At 40.7% G+C, this 17,800-nt stretch carries 15 protein-coding genes; 4 read left to right on the top strand and 11 right to left on the bottom strand.

The genetic code is table 11. The features are described from left to right. Positions 1-319: 319 nt before the first annotated feature. Complete coding sequence (gene nhaC, locus VCASEI_RS13990) at positions 320-1,759, top strand: Na+/H+ antiporter NhaC (RefSeq protein ID WP_086962998.1); 1,440 nt, start codon at positions 320-322, stop codon at positions 1,757-1,759. A gap of 71 nt (positions 1,760-1,830) precedes the next feature. Here the strand turns inward: nhaC and VCASEI_RS13985 are convergent, their stop codons facing one another. The 9 genes from VCASEI_RS13985 to VCASEI_RS13945 all read right to left on the bottom strand — a co-directional run bounded on the left by VCASEI_RS13985 (position 1,831) and on the right by VCASEI_RS13945 (position 9,131). Then, entirely contained in the window at positions 1,831-2,154 is a 324-nt protein-coding gene (locus VCASEI_RS13985) for a hypothetical protein (RefSeq protein WP_086963000.1), read from the bottom strand. A 182-nt stretch (positions 2,155-2,336) separates the two neighbouring features. Beyond that, positions 2,337-3,182 carry a patatin-like phospholipase family protein gene (locus tag VCASEI_RS13980; protein WP_086963001.1) on the bottom strand — a complete coding sequence of 282 codons (846 nt, stop codon included), beginning with the start codon at positions 3,180-3,182 and terminating at the stop codon, positions 2,337-2,339. Between the two features lie 183 nt (positions 3,183-3,365). Next, entirely contained in the window at positions 3,366-3,563 is a 198-nt protein-coding gene (locus VCASEI_RS13975) for a CPXCG motif-containing cysteine-rich protein (protein WP_086963003.1), read from the bottom strand. Positions 3,564-3,597: 34 nt separating this feature from the next. After that, the gene (locus VCASEI_RS13970) at positions 3,598-3,951 is read right to left on the bottom strand and encodes a YkgJ family cysteine cluster protein (protein WP_086963005.1); all 354 of its coding nucleotides are present in this window, start codon (positions 3,949-3,951) and stop codon (positions 3,598-3,600) included. A 52-nt stretch (positions 3,952-4,003) separates the two neighbouring features. Further along, positions 4,004-4,543 carry an isochorismatase family protein gene (locus VCASEI_RS13965; RefSeq protein ID WP_086963007.1) on the bottom strand — a complete coding sequence of 180 codons (540 nt, stop codon included), beginning with the start codon at positions 4,541-4,543 and terminating at the stop codon, positions 4,004-4,006. A gap of 86 nt (positions 4,544-4,629) precedes the next feature. Continuing rightward, entirely contained in the window at positions 4,630-4,980 is a 351-nt protein-coding gene (locus tag VCASEI_RS13960) for a VOC family protein (protein WP_086963009.1), read from the bottom strand. 154 nt (positions 4,981-5,134) lie between these two features. Further along, positions 5,135-5,998: a dimethyl sulfoxide reductase anchor subunit family protein gene (locus VCASEI_RS13955; RefSeq protein WP_086963012.1), complete on the bottom strand. Its 864-nt coding sequence runs from the start codon at positions 5,996-5,998 to the stop codon at positions 5,135-5,137. After that, positions 5,998-6,627 carry a DMSO/selenate family reductase complex B subunit gene (locus VCASEI_RS13950; protein ID WP_086963076.1) on the bottom strand — a complete coding sequence of 210 codons (630 nt, stop codon included), beginning with the start codon at positions 6,625-6,627 and terminating at the stop codon, positions 5,998-6,000. The genes VCASEI_RS13955 and VCASEI_RS13950 overlap by 1 nt, the downstream gene beginning before the upstream one ends. Before the next feature lie 32 nt (positions 6,628-6,659). Beyond that, positions 6,660-9,131: a DmsA/YnfE/YnfF family dimethyl sulfoxide reductase gene (locus tag VCASEI_RS13945; protein ID WP_162621073.1), complete on the bottom strand. Its 2,472-nt coding sequence runs from the start codon at positions 9,129-9,131 to the stop codon at positions 6,660-6,662. 192 nt (positions 9,132-9,323) lie between these two features. On the opposite strand from VCASEI_RS13945, the gene VCASEI_RS13940 reads away from it, so the two are divergent. Both VCASEI_RS13940 and napF read left to right on the top strand, forming a co-directional pair. Beyond that, positions 9,324-9,992, top strand: a complete 669-nt coding sequence (locus VCASEI_RS13940; protein WP_086963015.1) for a molecular chaperone TorD family protein — start codon at positions 9,324-9,326, stop codon at positions 9,990-9,992. A 6-nt stretch (positions 9,993-9,998) separates the two neighbouring features. Next, positions 9,999-10,493, top strand: coding sequence for a ferredoxin-type protein NapF (gene napF, locus VCASEI_RS13935; protein ID WP_089110465.1), 495 nt, complete (start codon positions 9,999-10,001; stop codon positions 10,491-10,493). A gap of 128 nt (positions 10,494-10,621) precedes the next feature. Here the strand turns inward: napF and VCASEI_RS13930 are convergent, their stop codons facing one another. Next, positions 10,622-11,293, bottom strand: coding sequence for an OmpA family protein (locus VCASEI_RS13930; RefSeq protein WP_086963018.1), 672 nt, complete (start codon positions 11,291-11,293; stop codon positions 10,622-10,624). A 374-nt stretch (positions 11,294-11,667) separates the two neighbouring features. Between VCASEI_RS13930 and VCASEI_RS13925 the strand changes: the two genes are divergently transcribed. After that, the gene (locus VCASEI_RS13925; RefSeq protein WP_086963020.1) at positions 11,668-14,823 is read left to right on the top strand and encodes a DUF748 domain-containing protein; all 3,156 of its coding nucleotides are present in this window, start codon (positions 11,668-11,670) and stop codon (positions 14,821-14,823) included. 582 nt (positions 14,824-15,405) lie between these two features. Here VCASEI_RS13925 and VCASEI_RS13920 read toward each other — a convergent pair. Continuing rightward, entirely contained in the window at positions 15,406-17,775 is a 2,370-nt protein-coding gene (locus VCASEI_RS13920) for a Lon protease family protein (protein ID WP_089110468.1), read from the bottom strand. Positions 17,776-17,800: the final 25 nt, after the last annotated feature.

The raw sequence follows: 17,800 nt of genomic DNA, 5'->3' as shown, positions 1-17,800 counted from the left end.
TTACCAGAATAAAAAACTATATTTACTTTAGCACTGAATATGAACTAGAGGCTAGCGACCACACCACCCACCAGATGAAAACTCGGCTCAAAATCGTCATTCAGCCCATGCCTCTCACAAAAAATCGTATCACTAAACAAACTTACCCCAAAGGCAACACAAATTATCAACATAAAATATCGAAAACCTCATTAATTAAAGATGATAATCACAATATGGACATAAGCTTTCGATATATGACTGTTCATAAGGTAAAGTGCGTGTCGGTTACGAACAAGGACACTAGATCCTTAGCCCAAAAAACTAATATGAGGCTCAAATGAAGCACAATAAACCAAAACTACCCAGCTTGATGCAAGTCATTATTTCTTTAGGCTTGTTCTTGCTGCTGGCATTTTCTTTTACAGCAGAACTCGATTTACCCATACAACTCGCGTTGTACATTGGTTGGTTCATCATTATTGGGCTTGGTATCTACTTAGGTCATCAATATAAAGACTTAGAAAAAGCGGCTCTCAACGGTATTTCAAACGGTTTAGGCGCGGTTTTAATATTGCTTGCTGTTGGCGCATTGGTCGGAACATGGATTTCTGGCGGCATAGTTCCAACCATCATTTATTATGGTCTTAAAGCCATTCATCCTTCTATTTTCTTACTTGCAACCATGATTATTTGCTCTCTCACGGCTCTAGCAACCGGAACCTCTTGGGGAGCAGCAGGCACCGCAGGTATTGCCATGATGGGAATTGGACATGGATTAGGTGTTCCTGCCCCTGTGACTGCTGGCGCTGTACTGTCTGGCTGTTATTTTGGCGATAAAATGTCACCTCTTTCGGATTCTGTGATTCTTGCCTCTTCTATGTCGAATGTTGAAGTCATGGAACACATCAAAGGGATGTTACCCATTGCTCTGATTAGCTACATCATTACCGGAATCATGTTTACCGCTTTCGGGCTTCACTACGCTGGTCAAGTGGATATGTCACAGGTACAAGGCGTTATTGATTCAATGGAAGTGCAATTCAATATCACCCCGCTTTCCTTTATACCAGTTATCATTGTATTAGGTTTGCTAGCCATGAGAATGCCTTCTTTCCCAGTGATCAGCTTTGGCTCTTTATTGGGTGTAGTGTGGGCTGTGATGGTTCAAGATATCGACTTCTTGCAAGCGTTTAATACCGCTTGGGCTCCGTACAATATTGATTCTGGTGTTGGGTTTATTGACTCAATTCTTAACCGTGGTGGCATGTCTTCCATGTTAGGCTCGGTTGCCGTTATCGTCTTTGGACTGGGTTTTGGTGGTTTACTTGATAAAGTAGGACTACTCGAAACCATCGCCAAGTTGTTTGAGAACCGTGTAAAAAGCGCCGGTTCACTTGCTTCTAGTACAATAGCCACCGCTTTTATGGGCAATGTTTTTGGTTCAGCGATGTATGTATCATTAATTCTGACACCCAAAATATGCGCCAAAAATTACGACCGCCTAGGTTATAAGCGTAAGAATTTATCGCGTAATGCCGAGTTTGGTGGCACATTAACTTCTGGTATGGTGCCATGGAGTGACAATGGGATTTATATGGCAAGTATTCTAGGCGTAGCAACCTTGTCTTATGCCCCTTTTATGTGGTTAAGTTTTGTATGTATCATCGTCACCATTGTAACCTCATACATGGGTTGGTTTGTTGACAAATGTGACCCAATTGAACCTAACACACAAGAGCAAACTGCGGAACCTGAGTTAAAGCAACAAACCGCTTAACTCCATCTTTAAAATAAAAATGCCGCTATATAGCGGCATTTTTATTACTAGTATCTTGACTCTCAGTATCATTACTGTCTTTTATTTTTCAAAAACACTTGTTCTGAAACTTGTTGGCCTTGAGCATCTTCTACCGTCAAAATATACTTAGAACCAGAACCCGCCGCATTACTTACGACTAATTGACCATTTTCATCTGTCATGCGATTTTGTTCGCCTAAACCTTTAATTTCTACTGGGTAGTTTGCTAACGGTTGACCATCCTGTGTCACCTTAACTACCGCTTGATCACTAACATGAGAAATCACGTCAAGTTTAATTCCTGTTGAAGTAGAAGCCATTGCTGCAGTACTGAAGACTAAAGTTGCTAGCATAGTGGTATATAACGTTTTCATTATAAGCTCCTTTCTTAAACGAGTTCGAGATTGAACACATTCACTAAACTAATTATAGCGTGACATACATCACAATAAATTAGGTAAATTTGTCCAAGACAATCGAATTTCTTGAACAAGAAAATGTGAACTATTTTCTAAATATCGGTAGCTCCCGTCACCATTGGCTTAGCGTGAATAACTTAATTTTTAAATGTAATGAAACGGTGAGATAAATGTCGTTCACCTGAATTTAATCCCATTTCATAACCTTCTACCAACATATTTTTTTTCATTGTTAATCGTTTAACAGCAAAATTTTCTGGTGGTGCGATCACCCGAATAACAGCATCTTCTGGAAAATGTCTAATGAAATCGAGTGATTTATTGTAGTTTCGAGCTCTTAATAACATCGAGCGGGCAATATGAGGATGACGAGCAAACAACTTCCTCGTCAACCATGTCGTTTTAGGTGGCAACATTACATAACTTAATGGGTGAGATAAGATCACCGTGATATCACGTGCACCACGACGATATGCTTCAATAACTGGAATGGAATCAGCAACCCCACCATCGGTATAACATTCACCAGAAAAACAAGGCGTATGTTTATAAGCAATTGGCAGTGCCGATGTTGCCTCTAACGCCTTGGTATAATTTTCTGCGGTGATTCTGTAGTAATCTGCGCGGCCAGTTCCTACATTAGTCGCCACGGCAAAAAAAGGAATGTGGTTAAATACTTTGTCTTCATCGATAGGGTATTGACGATTTGACTCTTCTATTAACCACTTAACATCTACAAGATCACCACCTTTCATAAAACGAAGCGGATTAAAAAATTGCCGACTGGTTGCAAGCTCCGTTATCACGTTAAAGCTACGTTCTGGTTGATTAGCTAGATATCCAACAAGATTAGAGGCTCCAGCTGAAACTCCCATCACAAAATCAAAGGGATTATATTCATGTTGAAGAAAACTATCTAAAACTCCACTGGCAAAAATACCGCGCATTGCCCCGCCTTCAACCACTAACGCTTTCTTCATCACACACCTTCCCGAAAATAAAAAGAAGACAAAAGTATTCACCTTTTATCTTCGCTATAATTTTACGGAAATATTCGTCATCTAAAAACGGGTTTGATGTATTTTAAAGATAGGTAAAAACGATTAGAAAAAATCATCTAAGCGTTTCCCTCTAGCAAGGCAATAAAAAATCAACAACTTAATTCTTTAAAAGGCGTCATCATCGCTATACACTGAAACGATCAATGCTCCATCAATACTTTCTGACACCCTAAAATTAATAGGCTTACAACAAACTTGGCAATCTTCAATATATTGTTGATCTAAATCGGAAGGATCAATAAGAATATGAATGGCTTCCCCGCAATATGGGCACCCAATGGTTTGTTCTGTTAATTGATTCACGTCTTCTCCCTTTTTCTCGTTATACCCCTCGCGTTTACACCAATACTTGTCGCGTGTTTCGAATGTAATGATGTATTTGACGCTCAACTTTAGGTTCAATCATTTCTTGAGGCTTGCAGCCATTTGGGCACGGCATATTTGGCGTCGTACCAAATACCCGACAAATTAACGGACGTTCATCGTATACTATGCATCCTTGAGGCCCTAAATGGACACAATTAAATTCGGCTAATGCTGCATCATGCTCGGCATCGCTCTTCACCGGCAAGCGAGACATTTCTTCAGAAGACGTCGTGACCGGCCCACAACAATCATGGCAACCTGGTTTACATTCAAATGTTGGAATTCGTTCGCGCAAATACGCAATTACTTCACGGTTATTATTCATACATACCTAAATATCATACGGTTAAAGTCATATTAATCATGCTGTTTTTTCATTATTTAATAAGATTAAGAATTGGTTTGAATTCCTCTAACCGGCAATCTTTCACTAGCTCGTACAAGCACATTTCAACTCCTGTCATGTCTACACCTTTATTCATCAACATTTGTATACCTAACTGGGTATTTTCAACAGTACGAGAAGAAATACAATCACTAACCACCTGCACTTTATACCCTAATCGTTGTAACCCTAAAACCGTTTGGTAAACACATATATGAGATTCAATACCACAGACTAACCACGAATCGACGTCTATCGTATTCATTGATTGAATAACATTGGGTTCTTCACACGCGTTAAAAGAAAACTTTGTTATCGGAATAGCGGGGTTTAATAAGACACCAAGTTCCTTAACAGTATGACCAAGCTTATCTGGATTTTGTTCAAGCCAAATGATTGGCAGATTCAAAATTTTCGCGCCTTGAATCAGCTTTGTACAATTTAAAATTAACATATGACTGTTATGTACTAAATTTGCCAATTTGCCCTGAATATCCACCACGATAAGGCCCGTCGTTTCTTTTTCTAACATATCGCATCTCTTTTTCTGATTAGACTTATCTCAAGATCCTATCTTTTTTCCATAACATGGTTAGGATCTAATTGAAGCGTTAATGGCTATTGATGTTGCAGCACATTAATAAGCTTGCCAAAAGGATCGCGAATATAAAAACGACGACCCCCCCACTGCTCCAACACAGGGCCATATTCAATGTGGATATCCGCACTAATCACTCGTTGAAGAACCATTTCAAGCTCGTCAACTTCTATCGATAAATCGGGGACGGGTGTACCAGAACCACCTTCCGATGCCACACTGATCTGTGTGGTCATTTTTTCACCTGAACTGTATGTCTTAATCCAACCATGATCCATCTCGAGCGTAAGGTCAAAAATAGACTCATAAAATAATGTGGCATCGTCTAGATTAACCGCCGCCACATTGGCAACAATACGTTTTACTTTCATTACGTCGTTCCTCGGCACCATTATTAATTATTCTATTAATGGATTAAGTCTAGACATTTTTTGTCCTAAGTTTTATTGATCGTCCATCTAAACACAAAAAGCCCGAACTTCGCAGCTCGGGCTCTGTATTATGCTTGATTTTGCTATCTAAAGATTAGATCAAACCAAAAGTAAAATGCATACCGTAGAACACACCACGGCCAAATATTTCAGCAGCGATCATAGCGAACAATGCCAGAATACTGTAAAAACGTACTTTGTTGCTGGTTTGATGCGCCGAAACAGCCCATAAGATGGCCGCCACTAACATCAATACACATTGGGTCATGATCATACTTGAGTATTCATCAAGCACGGTAATACCTTGGTGAATTGAAGTTACGACACCAGAGAAATCAAGGATCCGAGCAATCATCACAATAAAGTGAATCGCTATCAGTAGTACACCAATGCCTGCCATCCTTTTATTGGATGTTACTGAACTGCCATTAAACGCATTTAGTAGAACATAACCAAATAATAGACCTGCCGTGATCACAGTAAATGTAAACTCGATCGGTGTGAAAATGTTATCCCAAAGCGGCACGGTATTTATCAAGTAAACCTTGATCATCGCGACCATGAAGATCACACCAGAAACTACGCCTAGATAGCGCCATGCGGTGCGAACGCCTTTGCCAACCACTGATTTACCGATCATTGCCAATACTTCGGTTAACCAATAAATACCTGCAAACGCAAAGAAAATTGAGCCGCTTAATATTTCATTGGAAAGACCTGATGCACCAACACGATTAAACGAGTTAAACGCACGCAATGGACTGCCGAGGTGAGCCGTTGATGCTGCAAAACCAATCGCCATAAAACCGAGCACAAAGAACAAGCTTTTCACGGCTAAATCAGTCAGTTGTGATTCTTCTTTCACACACGTCATGCGAGTAGCGATCACCAAATAGGCACCTACCGCGCACTGCGCGAGAACAGTGAAAATCACTAACGGAAATTCTAAAAAGTTCATTAGATCACCTCCTTCGGATTTTGTAAGAAGCCAGATGTATCACCAAGTGGGCGCGCATTCGGATTCAATTTCACAATCAAATTAGGGCTGGTTAAGCGAGAATCTGGCAATGGTGCACAATCAGCATTGTTGCCGTATTTCGCGCGAAGCTCATTAATGTCACCAAACTCAATCGCACGTAATGGGCATGAATCGACACAAATTGGCATCAAACCTTCACCAACTCGTTCATAACACCCATCACACTTGGTCATGTGACCTTTTTCTTCACTGTATTGTGGCGCGCCATACGGACAAGCCATATGACAATATTTACAACCAATACACACTTCTTCGTTTACCACGACCAAACCATCTTCGTCACGCTTATGCATTGCGCCAGATGGACAAACCTTAGTACAAGCAGGGTTTGAGCAATGATTACACGCAATCGACAAGTAATATGCATAAACATCTTGGCGATATACACCATTGTTCTCAGACCAGTTACCACCAACATATTCGTAAATACGGCGGAAGTTGCGCTTAACATCAAGATCTTTATTGTCTTTGCACGACAGTTGGCATGTTTTACAGCCAGTACATTTGCTTGAATCAATATAAAAACCGTACTGTTTTTTGACGTTCATAGATTGATTCGTACCTGAGTTATTTTGTGCACTCATGCTTTAACTCCCATGCTTTTCAGCAGTGTAATTTCAACTAAGTTAGTGTGTGATGGATTCGCTTTCGCCAGTGGCGTTGGACGCGCTGTCGTCAATACATTGATTGAGCCGTTCATGTCCACTTTGTCACGATTTGGCGCATACCAAGCACCTTCACCTAGTGCAGTCGTATGCGGGATAATACGAGGCGTCACTTTGGCGCACACTTGCAACTTACCGAACTCACTTTCCACTAAAACTAAATCCCCATTTTTGATGCCACGTTGCTGCGCATCAATTGGGTTAATCCAAATTTCTTGTGGCGCTGCCGCTTTCAATAACTCAACGTTACCGTAAGTGGAATGAGTTCGAGCTTTGTAGTGGAAACCTGTCATTTGTAATGGGAATTGCTGACGCTTTGGAGAATCCCAGCCATCAAATGTTGGATGGTATTCAGCAATCGGCGTAATGTGCTCATCGTCATCTAGCTCCCAAGTTGCTGCAATTTTTGCTAGCTGCTCAGAATAGATTTCGATTTTACCCGATGGAGATGGCAATGGATTCGCAGTCGGATCCTTGCGGAAATCTTCCAATTCGACATAAGGACGATCAAATTGTTTCTTATAAATCCCTTGTTTACGCATAGTGTCGTAATCAGGTAAATCTGGATCGTTATTTTGTTTCACGGTTTGTGCGTACATCCACTGTAGCCATTCTTCTTGGGTGCGGCCTTCAGTAAATTCTTTTTCCGTGCCCATACGTTTTGAAAGATCAGATAACATGTCGTAAATAGGACGACACTCAAAGCGAGGCTTGATCGCTTGGCTGGCAAAGATAAAGTACGGCATAGAGCCTGCTGCGCCATCCATACAGAAATCAGATTGCTCAGAAGTGGTACAGTCTGGCAATACAATATCCGCATATTTAGCTGAAGATGTCATGTGATTATCGATCACCACAATCATTTCACAGGCTTTTTCATCTTGCAGTATTTTGTGAGTGCGGTTGATATCAGAGTGCTGATTAATCAAACAGTTACCTGCATAGTTCCAAATGAATTTGATTGGATTTTGCAGGCGTTCAACGCCACGAATACCATCGGTAACATCGGTCATTTCCTTGCCACGATAAATCGCATCAGTCCATAAGAACATTGGGATTGATGCTTTTACTGGGTTTGGTACTTTCGGGAAACGTTGGAACGGATAGCTATGGTCGCCTTCACGCATACCAGTGCCACCGCCTTGCAAGCCAACTTGACCACGCAACAAGGACAACATACCAATCGCTTTACACGCTTGTTCACCACTGGCAGAGCGTTGTAAACCCCAACCTTGAGTAATGTAAATGCGGTTTGCGTTACCAATTTCACGGCCTAACTTAATGATATCCTCAGCTGGAATACCTGTGATTGGCGCGGCCCATTCAGGTGTTTTTGGCGTTTTATCATTGCCGTTACCTAGAATGTAATCTTTATAACTACCATTTTTAGGCGCAGAAGCTGGAAGCGTAGTGGCATCGTAGCCAACACAATATTTATTTAGGAAATCTTCATCTGCTTTGTTTTCTGTGATGATCACATGTGCAAGCGCAGCGCATAACGCAGCATCGGTTCCGTGTTTAAGTGGAACCCATTGATCTTCACGGCCACCAGCAGTATCGGTGTAACGAGGATCAATAATAATAGTGCGAGTATGATTTTTCTGCTGACCCTCAACATAGTTATGAGTTTGACCGCCACCCGACATACGAGTTTCGGCTGGGTTATTACCAAAGAAAATAGCCAAATCTGAGTTTTGAATATCATCCATGCTGTTGTTAGCCACCCAACCGCCGTAGAAGAAATCAGTCATGCATTCAATCGCTGCCGCAGAATAATCACCGTAATGATTTAAGTAGCCACCGGATAGGTTCATTAGGCGCGCCACAAGTGTTGCGCTTGGATCCCAGCTTTTGGTCACAGTGCCACCAAGTGTGCCCGTGCCATAGTTTAGGTAAATCGCATCATTACCATATTCTTTAATGGTGTGTTTTAAGCTATCAGCAATAGTATCTAAAGCTTCATCCCAGCTAATACGCTTGAATTTGCCTTCGCCACGTTTACCGACACGTTTAAGAGGATATTTAAGACGGTCAGGGTTATAAACACGGCGGCGCATAGAACGACCACGCAAACAAGCACGTACTTGGTGCGAATGGTTAAATTCATCTAAGCCGGTATTGTCAGTTTCGACCCATTTGATTTCACCATCTACCACGTGCATGCGTAACGGACAACGGCTACCACAGTTGACGGTACACGATGACCAAACGATTTTTTCATCAGATTTAGCTGGCGTTTCTTTCGCAATCGCCTTCTTACTAAACGGTAGCGTTAAGCCTGTTGATGCGACTGCGAGCGCACCTAATGCTGAACTTCCTTTAACAAAGCTTCGGCGTGTTACCGAAAATGCATTATTAATATTTGTCTGTTTATGATTAACTGACACGACATTTCCTCTTTATACGTTCGAGTTATGCCGCGAATTATGAACCTAGCCCCTTATAGGTACTTTGTTTTACATCAAAGTGTGATCGATCTTTTACACGTATATTATGTGCCAGTAACTTGTTCGCTTGTACTTTAGCCACCCACAATACGAATAAGCGGTTTTAACGACGAATTTCAATAGAGATATATTATGACGCTTGCTACTTACAGCCATGTAGAGTCTGCCTTAATCAGTAAAACATTAGGTTCATTATTCTATTATCGTCCATGCGAATACTCACAATACGGCATTGATGAGATACTTAATACTCCATTGGATCCAGAAGATGCTTCACCGTTAATGCAGCAATTTATCTCGACATTAACGGCCTTTAAACAAGCCAATATTGATGATCTAACCACACTGCACGATCAACATTTTTCCGGCATTGCAGATATTCCAGCGCCACCTTGGGGCTCAGTGTATTTAGATCGTGAATGCGTATTATTCGGTGAATCTCATACCCAATATAAGCAGTTTTTAACCAAGGCTGGCTTTGAATTTGAAACCAAAAACAACGATCCACTCGATCATATTGGCTTAATGTTAATGGCGCTAAGTGCGTTATTGGATACCCAAGAAAATGACAACGCGATTGATTCAGCTGAACTGCAAGAAATGCTAAGCGTCCACCTACTTCCGTGGAGTCATACTTACCTTAGTAATGTCAGTCTCGCACTTACCGAACCGAGTTATTCATCATTGGTAAAAACCACTCAAACGTTACTAGAGCAATACACTAAGGTTTTCTTGATCCCGGTAGAAAATAGAAAGATTTATATTCAAATCGACCAAGATAGAAATGAAACTCAGGAGTAATTGAGCATGTCGACAGCACCTAACTTAACTCGACGAGGTTTATTCGGTGGTCTTAGCTCTCATGTTAAGGCAATCAAAGCCGTTGAAGCCGTGCAACGAACGGTTCCTCGTCCACCAACCGCTGTCGACGAAGATATTTTCCAGAGATTGTGTAACCAATGTGGAGAGTGTGCCAAGGTTTGCCCACAAGCCATTATTCATATGCAAGCTGGATATCCGACGTTAGATGTGGATTATGCCCACTGCACGCTATGTGGTGAATGCAAAAATGTTTGCCCAACTATTGCGCTCTCAGGTGAGCTGCAAGATACGGGCTTACGTGCTCAAGTGAACGACACTTGTATTAACCTTTATGGTTACTGCGATGCTTGCGAAACATCTTGTCCAACTCAAGCACTGCAATGGAAAGATGACGCAAGCCCCATAATTATTCTCGAGAAATGCTCTGGATGTGGTGCGTGTAAAGCCGATTGTTTTATAGGCGCTATCCATATGCAATAACCCAAACAACGCCGCAATATAGATAAAAACGCCAATCTTGATAGGGCAAGATTGACGTTTATTGTTAATATTACTGGTTTTTAATATTGATGCTTAGGCTAACCTGCCATCCAATATCAACCAGAAAATCATTTTGCCATAGGACTTAAAATAATTTCAACACGGCGGTTTTGAGCTCGCCCTGCCGCCGTCGAATTTGAGGCAATAGGATTAGCTTCCCCTTTACCAACACTGTTAATTCTTGTTGATTTAACTTTGTTACTCACTAAGAATTTATCCACTTGGTTGGCACGCACTTCAGACAAACGTAAGTTATAGGCATCAGAACCTGAACTATCGGTGTAACCTAAAATATTGATATTGGTTTCATCATACTCATTCACTACTTTTGCCACGTTAAATAACGCACGTTTCGCCGTGTTACTTAATTCAGTTTGGTCCACATCAAAGGTAAGCGAGTTTGGCATGTTCAAAATAATATTATTGCCACTTTGCGTGACGCTGATACCCGTTGCACGCAATTCTTGCTCAAGCTTCTTCGCTTGAGAATCCATGTAGTAACCAATACCACCGCCTAACGTTGCCCCTGAAGCAGCACCAATTAACGCCCCTTTACCACGATCACTTTTACTTGAAGAAGCAACACCAATCGCCGCGCCAGCTGCTGCGCCAATAAGCGCACCTGTCGTTGACTTCGATGTTTGGCTTTCTCCTGTATAAGGATTGGTCGATTCACAGGCCGTAACCGTTAAAACCGCGCCAGCAATCACCAACGCTTTTAATTTCATTGAACTTAACATAAATGGTTCATTTCCTTTTGATTCTGAATTTCAATACCATTTCAACGCGCAGACCATAATTAAATACATTCACAACATCAATATGTCATTCTATATTTTTACAATAAAAAGACATTCACTCACGGCTAAAGCATAATTGATTCTTCTAACCACAATGCCTATCCACATAACATTCGCATTCATTAACGTTGAAAATAAACGAAATCAAAATAAATAAGCACGAAATCGAACTTCCTAAGAATTAAATGGTAAATACCACTGTGATGTTCTTTTCTAAGATATATAATAAACACGCTCATTTATGTAGGAAAAACCTGAATTCAAGAAATATTTCCTCCCTTTTTGATGGCATACCCATAAAGGATGTACCGTATATGTTCCCTGCTGTAAAAAAAATGTACCTATGCTTTAAACAAACACCAAAAGCCGTTCGAATACTCACCTATTTGGGCTGCGCTTATGCTAGTTACGCCCTACTTTTAGGATTAATGGTTCCCGCGATTGCTCAATCACAAACGCCAAAAATACTTAGCGAGCTTTTAGGTCGAGATGTCCAAATTGAAAAACTAAGTATCAATCCTTTTCTATTACGAATTCAGGTTGAAGGCTTTGCTGTTCAAGAGCATGACAACGAAAAATCATTTGTCCGCTTTGATGAATTAGATGTGCAAATCGGTTTTTGGCGTAGTGTCTTTACACTCACACCGACCCTTGATCACGCCTATTTGATAAAACCTCAAATCCACGTTGCGCGTTTAGATCAATCTTCGGGATTTAACTTCACGGATATTCTAACCACTCTTGAAAAAAACAACGCATCTAAAGCCCAAGAAGCCCCTCAAAAAGAAACCACTGGCCTTCCAGCTTTTCGAGTAGAAGATATTCAATTAAGCCAAGGTATATTCGACTTTCATGATTGGCCAACCGGTGCACATTTAAAATATCAAGGTTTGAATATCAAGTTGCCACAGTTGGACTCTCAAGCCTTGGTTACTCAAGTTTCACCAATAGAAAACCAAACGGATAAACCCGTTTCTTCTGCCACTTCTAGCAAGGCTAAGCAAACCCAGAATCATTTTGCCATTAATGTTATCGGGGCTGATAAGGGTGAAGTCAGCTTGGACGGTCAATTTCAGCTTGAGCCTTTTTCCATCAACGGAAAGCTAACAATGGATAACATTACGTTAGCCAATTTCTGGCCTTTTGCTGAAAAACAACTTCAAGCAAAATTAGTAGCGGGTAAAATGAATTACTCGACTCGTTTTCAAGCTTCGAACACCTCAGAACAGTTCAATTACTCCACCAGTGAAGGATATTTTGAACTCATAAACTTAACCTTCAATGCCTACAATCAACCTAAAATAAAACTGCCCCACTTAGCCTTAAATAACATTTCTTTAGATAGCCAAAAACAAGTGGTTAATGTCGATGCATTAGCGATTAAAAATCTATGGATCGATGCCATCCTCAATAAAAATGGCCTTGATCTACAATCTTTATTTACCCCCAAAGCTGAAACGTCTAAAAACACTGTTAAAGTCTCCACTGCGGCACCAACAAATTCAGATAGAAAAAACACAACATCCAACCAAGATCCATCTCCGACAGCAACGAACAATACCCAATCTTCACCTTGGCTAGTACGTTTGCATACGTTTTCGATGAAAAATACCGATATCAATGTGAATGAAGAAATGGTCAGTAATGGAGTTCATTGGCGTGTATATCCGTTATCCATTTCAACGCAAGAAGTGTTAAGTGATTTAAGTCACCCAATCAAATACGACCTAGATTTATCAGTAAATTCTTGGAGAAAGTCTCAACCTGAACAATCAAGAGGAAGCTTGAGTAGCCAAGGTCATATTGATGCGAAGAAACTCACTTTTATGGGGGACGTGAATCTATCAAAGCTTGACCTTAACCAATTTCAAACTTATCTCGACCCTTATTTAAACATAAAGCTTCAATCTGGCTTCTTATCTGCAAAAGGGAGTTACGTCGCAGATACCAAAGGGAATGCAACCTATACCGGACAAGCCAATATCAGCAACTTACTCGTGCGGGATCGCTTAGAAAATCAACCTTTAATTAAATGGAATGATATGGGTTTAAGCAATATCCAATTTGATTTAGCTAAACAGCGCATCAAAATTGGAACGATCGCCTTTAATACGCCATACAGCAAAATATTAATTGATAGAAACCGACAAACGAATATTGGCAATATCGTCAAGGCACAACCTAAAACACCAAAAAGCAAGCCCAGTAAAAGTACCCAATCGACGACAGAAAATAGCAAACCCTTTGCTGTCGATATTAAGCAGATAACCATTAAAAATGGGTCAACCTATTTTGCCGATTACTCGCTTAAACCAAACTTTGCTTCGGGAATTGAACTGCTTAATGGCTCCATCAAAAACTTGTCTTCAACACCAGGCACAAAAGCAACCGTCAACCTGAAAGGTAAGATCGACAAATATGCTCCAGTGACTCTAAACGGTGCCATCAACCCATTAATTAAAAATCCATATTTAGACTTGGATCTGATCTTTAAAAGTGTTGAACTCACATCGGTCAACCCTTATTCCGGTGCCTATGCGGGCTACTATATCGATAAAGGTCAGTTATCATTGGCGTTAAACTATCAGTTAGAAAATAACCAATTGGTAGGTGAAAACCATGTTGTGATTGATCAACTAAAACTCGGTGAACCTAGTAATTCTAGCCTAGCGACAAGCTTGCCATTATCACTCGCCATTGCAATATTGCAAGATCGCCATGGCGTGATAGACCTTGGCGTTCGAGTTTCCGGAGATGTTAATGCGCCGAACTTTAGCTTTGGTAGTGTGATTTGGGGAGCATTTGCTAATGTTCTCACGAAAGCGGTCACCTCTCCTTTCTCAATGTTGGCAGGGTTAGCAGGCAGTGATGAAGAACTGAACCATATTAATTTTGAATTCGGTCAATTTAGCCTAACCGACTCAGAAAAAGAGAAACTGACTCTTTTAGCGAAAGCGTTAGATGATCGCCCAATGCTGAAACTTAGTATTGTCGGCTCTGTTTCTGCTGTCGATGACAGCCGTGCGATTGCGGAAGAAAAATTGCAAAATTTACTGCTAAAAGAAAGTGGGGATTCCTCTCTTCCGAAAAACTTAACAGCAAGCAATTTCCCACAAGATGGCGACTTAGTTGATGCCCTTGAAGATATATTTGAAGAGCAACTCAAAAAAGATGTCGGCGATGAAGAAGATAAAATTAAGCAACAAATTCAAAGCGAAATCGGTCAAAAAGAAATAGATTATAACCAGCTAAACATGGCTTTACATGCCAGCATGTACAACCAATTAGTCGAAGCTCAAACTGTGCTGCCCGATGAACTAGGCAGCCTTGCACAAGCACGTGCTCGCTCAATCAAAGCTTATCTAGTGGATGAACAACATGTCGAGCCTGATCGTGTGTTTATTCTAGATAGTCAAACAAAATTAAAAACCGAAAACAGCAGCGCTGAACTGACTCTAGACGCCAATTAGTCTTAGTAAACCGTTCATTGTAACCACAATTTTTTGTAGCCACAGGGTTCTTAATCGAACCTTGTGGTTATTATATTTCACAACACTATTGAGCTAACCAAACACGACAACAATCAACACCACCACGACAGCAATCACACCAAATACTTTCATTCCAAGTTTTAAATCACCACCGCCTTTCGGTGCTTGATTGCAACAACCCATTATCCGCTCCTATCACTAATAGATCACCCACATCTAAGGATCGTAAGCCTGTATTAATTTACTTATAAAGTGAAAATTTTCAGAAATATCCTACAATTTGTATTGGGCTATTCTTTCAGACCGTGCACTTGTCTCTTAACAAGCCTTTGACCTTTTATAAGGAATATTTATGAAAATATCATTGATTGTTACCCTTTATGTTATTTGTGGGATATTCAACTCAAATCTCGCGGCAAATAACCACATCGCAATGTTCTCCGGAAGCTTTTAGTATGGAGTATCAAGTCAATACTCCATACTAATTACCAAAACCATCCCTGTTTCAATAAGTAGGGTTTCTAGCGATTCTCAAAAAGTATTCGCATTACAAATTTAATTCTACTTCCTGAGTGCATTCAATTTCGCCTGGGTAATGCCAAACACACTGCCAACAGAGTAAGTAAAATCGTCTTCCAGTTCACCAGTATGAATGCCCGTGAATATCTCAATCGCTTGGGTGACGTGTTCTATCGCCCAAATATGAAATTCACCTTTATTGACGGCTTCAACAATATCTTTGCGTAACATTAAATTATGCACATTAGATTGAGGAATGATCACCCCTTGCGTGGATTGCCGACCTTTGATCTTACACACATCAAAAAACCCTTCTATTTTTTCATTCACTCCACCAATAGGTTGTGACTCACCGAATTGGTTCATGGAGCCAGTAATCGCAATATCTTGCCTAATCGGTAATTTAGAAAATGCCGAAACAATCGCGCAAACTTCGGCCATTGAGGCGCTATCGCCATCGACACCACCATACGACTGTTCAAAGGTAATGTGCGTTGTGAGCGGAATTTTCGCGTTGCGACCTAAAATGGAAGCAAGATAAGCTGAAAGAATCATCACGCCTTTCGAGTGAATGTTGCCCCCTAAATCAACACTACGTTCTATATCAAGAATGTTGCCATCGCCAAAAGCTGTTGTGGCGGTAATTCGGTTTGGTGCCCCAAACATATGATCGGTGGTAGATAAAACAGATAAAGCATTCACAACCCCTACCGCACTGCCTTCCGTCTTAATTAAAGTTGTACCATTTGAGAAGGTTTCCATCACACTATCTTGCAAGCGACTCACTCGCATCGTTTGATTATTTAAGGCTTGTTCAACATGAGAAGCGCGAATTAAACTCGATTTCGCCCCTTTTGCCACGTAATTCGATTCCCTTAATAAATTGGCAATATGAGCAGAATGAAGTGACAATTTTTTCTGATCGCCAGACATTCGCGAACTGTGTTCCACAATTTTTGCGATCGCTTTTTTATCGCAATGCAGCAAATTATTATCGTGTACTATGCTGGAAATGAAACGCGCATAATGCATTTCAGCGTCAGCGGTGCGTGTCATTTCATCTTCAAAATCCGCAGTGACTCGAAATAGTTCACTAAACTCGGGATCATAATGCTGCAACAATTGATACGTTCGATAATCCCCAAACAAAATAATTTTCACATCTAAAGGAATCGGTTCAGGATCAAGAGACACCGCCCCCGTTAATGTCACTTCTTTCTCTAATGAGGTTAGGCTTAACTGTTTGGCACGTAATGCGCGTTTAATACCATCCCAAACATAAGGTTGTTCGAGCACTTTAATCGCATCCATCAACAACACACCGCCATTTGCTTTGTGCATACTGCCAGAACGAATTAAAGAGAAATCGGTAAATACGGTGCCTTTGTACGTTGCCGTTTCCACACAACCAAATAGACTGTGATAATTCGGGTTATCTTCCACCACCACCGGAAAAGTATCTTGAGTTTGGCTAACTAATACATTAATGCTATACCGGCGTGGCAGTTGGCTATCTAAAGAAGCCGATGCTATTTCATTTTGCTCGGTCGGCTCTTGTAAAAACTGATCAGCATTTTCCACCACATCTTTTTGTAGATCGGTTAAATGTTGCTTAATTTCTGGGTATTGATGGTATTCCTTTTTCAAATCTTTAATTAAATGGCGAAACACTTCTAATGCGGTTTCATCATTTAATTTTTTCATTTTTTCACTAAAGGCTTCTTCCCATTCCGTCAACTGACGAACCATACCTCGTAGACTAATTTCCAATTCATCAATGGTACGCTGAAAGTAATCTTGTTCCTTTCGGCTAAGCGCATCAAATGTTTCTTCATTGTGCATTTCTTCATCATTTTGCATTGCGATAAATTCATAATCGCCTTGCAGCGTCACCGTAAGGCTGATGTTTTTTTCCTTCGCCACTTTACTTATTTCTTCTAAAGCGCTTTGCTGTTTTTGATTAAGTTGATTCTTCAGTTTATCGGCACGCGTAAAGTACACTTCGTTATCGAAGGCTAAAGGTAATGCTTTAACTAGTTTTGAGAGTAATTTTTCAACATCTTGACGTAATTTATTTCCCACACCAATGGGTAGTTTTAATACTTTTGGACGGCGAATATCATCAAAATTAGCCACGTAACACCAATCAAATAATTGCATATCATCAGGTTTATGGCGATTCAAATAACGTAAGATCATGGTACGTTTGCCGAGGCCATTCTGCCCCGAAGCGTAAATATTGTAGCCTTTATCTTTAATGGACATAGCAAACTCAACGGCTTTTTGCGCACGTTCTTGTCCCACAATTTCGTCAATGGGTGGGATATCTTTTGTTGATTTGCAAGGCAATTGATCAAGCTCTGCCGAGTGGTAAAGCTTATCGCTGGTTAAGCTGAGGGAGGAAGAATACATCGTCATAAGCAATCCCTACTTTTAG

The organism is Vibrio casei, assembly GCF_002218025.2.
GTDB lineage: Bacteria > Pseudomonadota > Gammaproteobacteria > Enterobacterales > Vibrionaceae > Vibrio > Vibrio casei.
The sequence above is the reverse complement of the archived record's forward strand: the minus strand, read 5'-3'. Positions and strand labels throughout refer to the sequence as shown.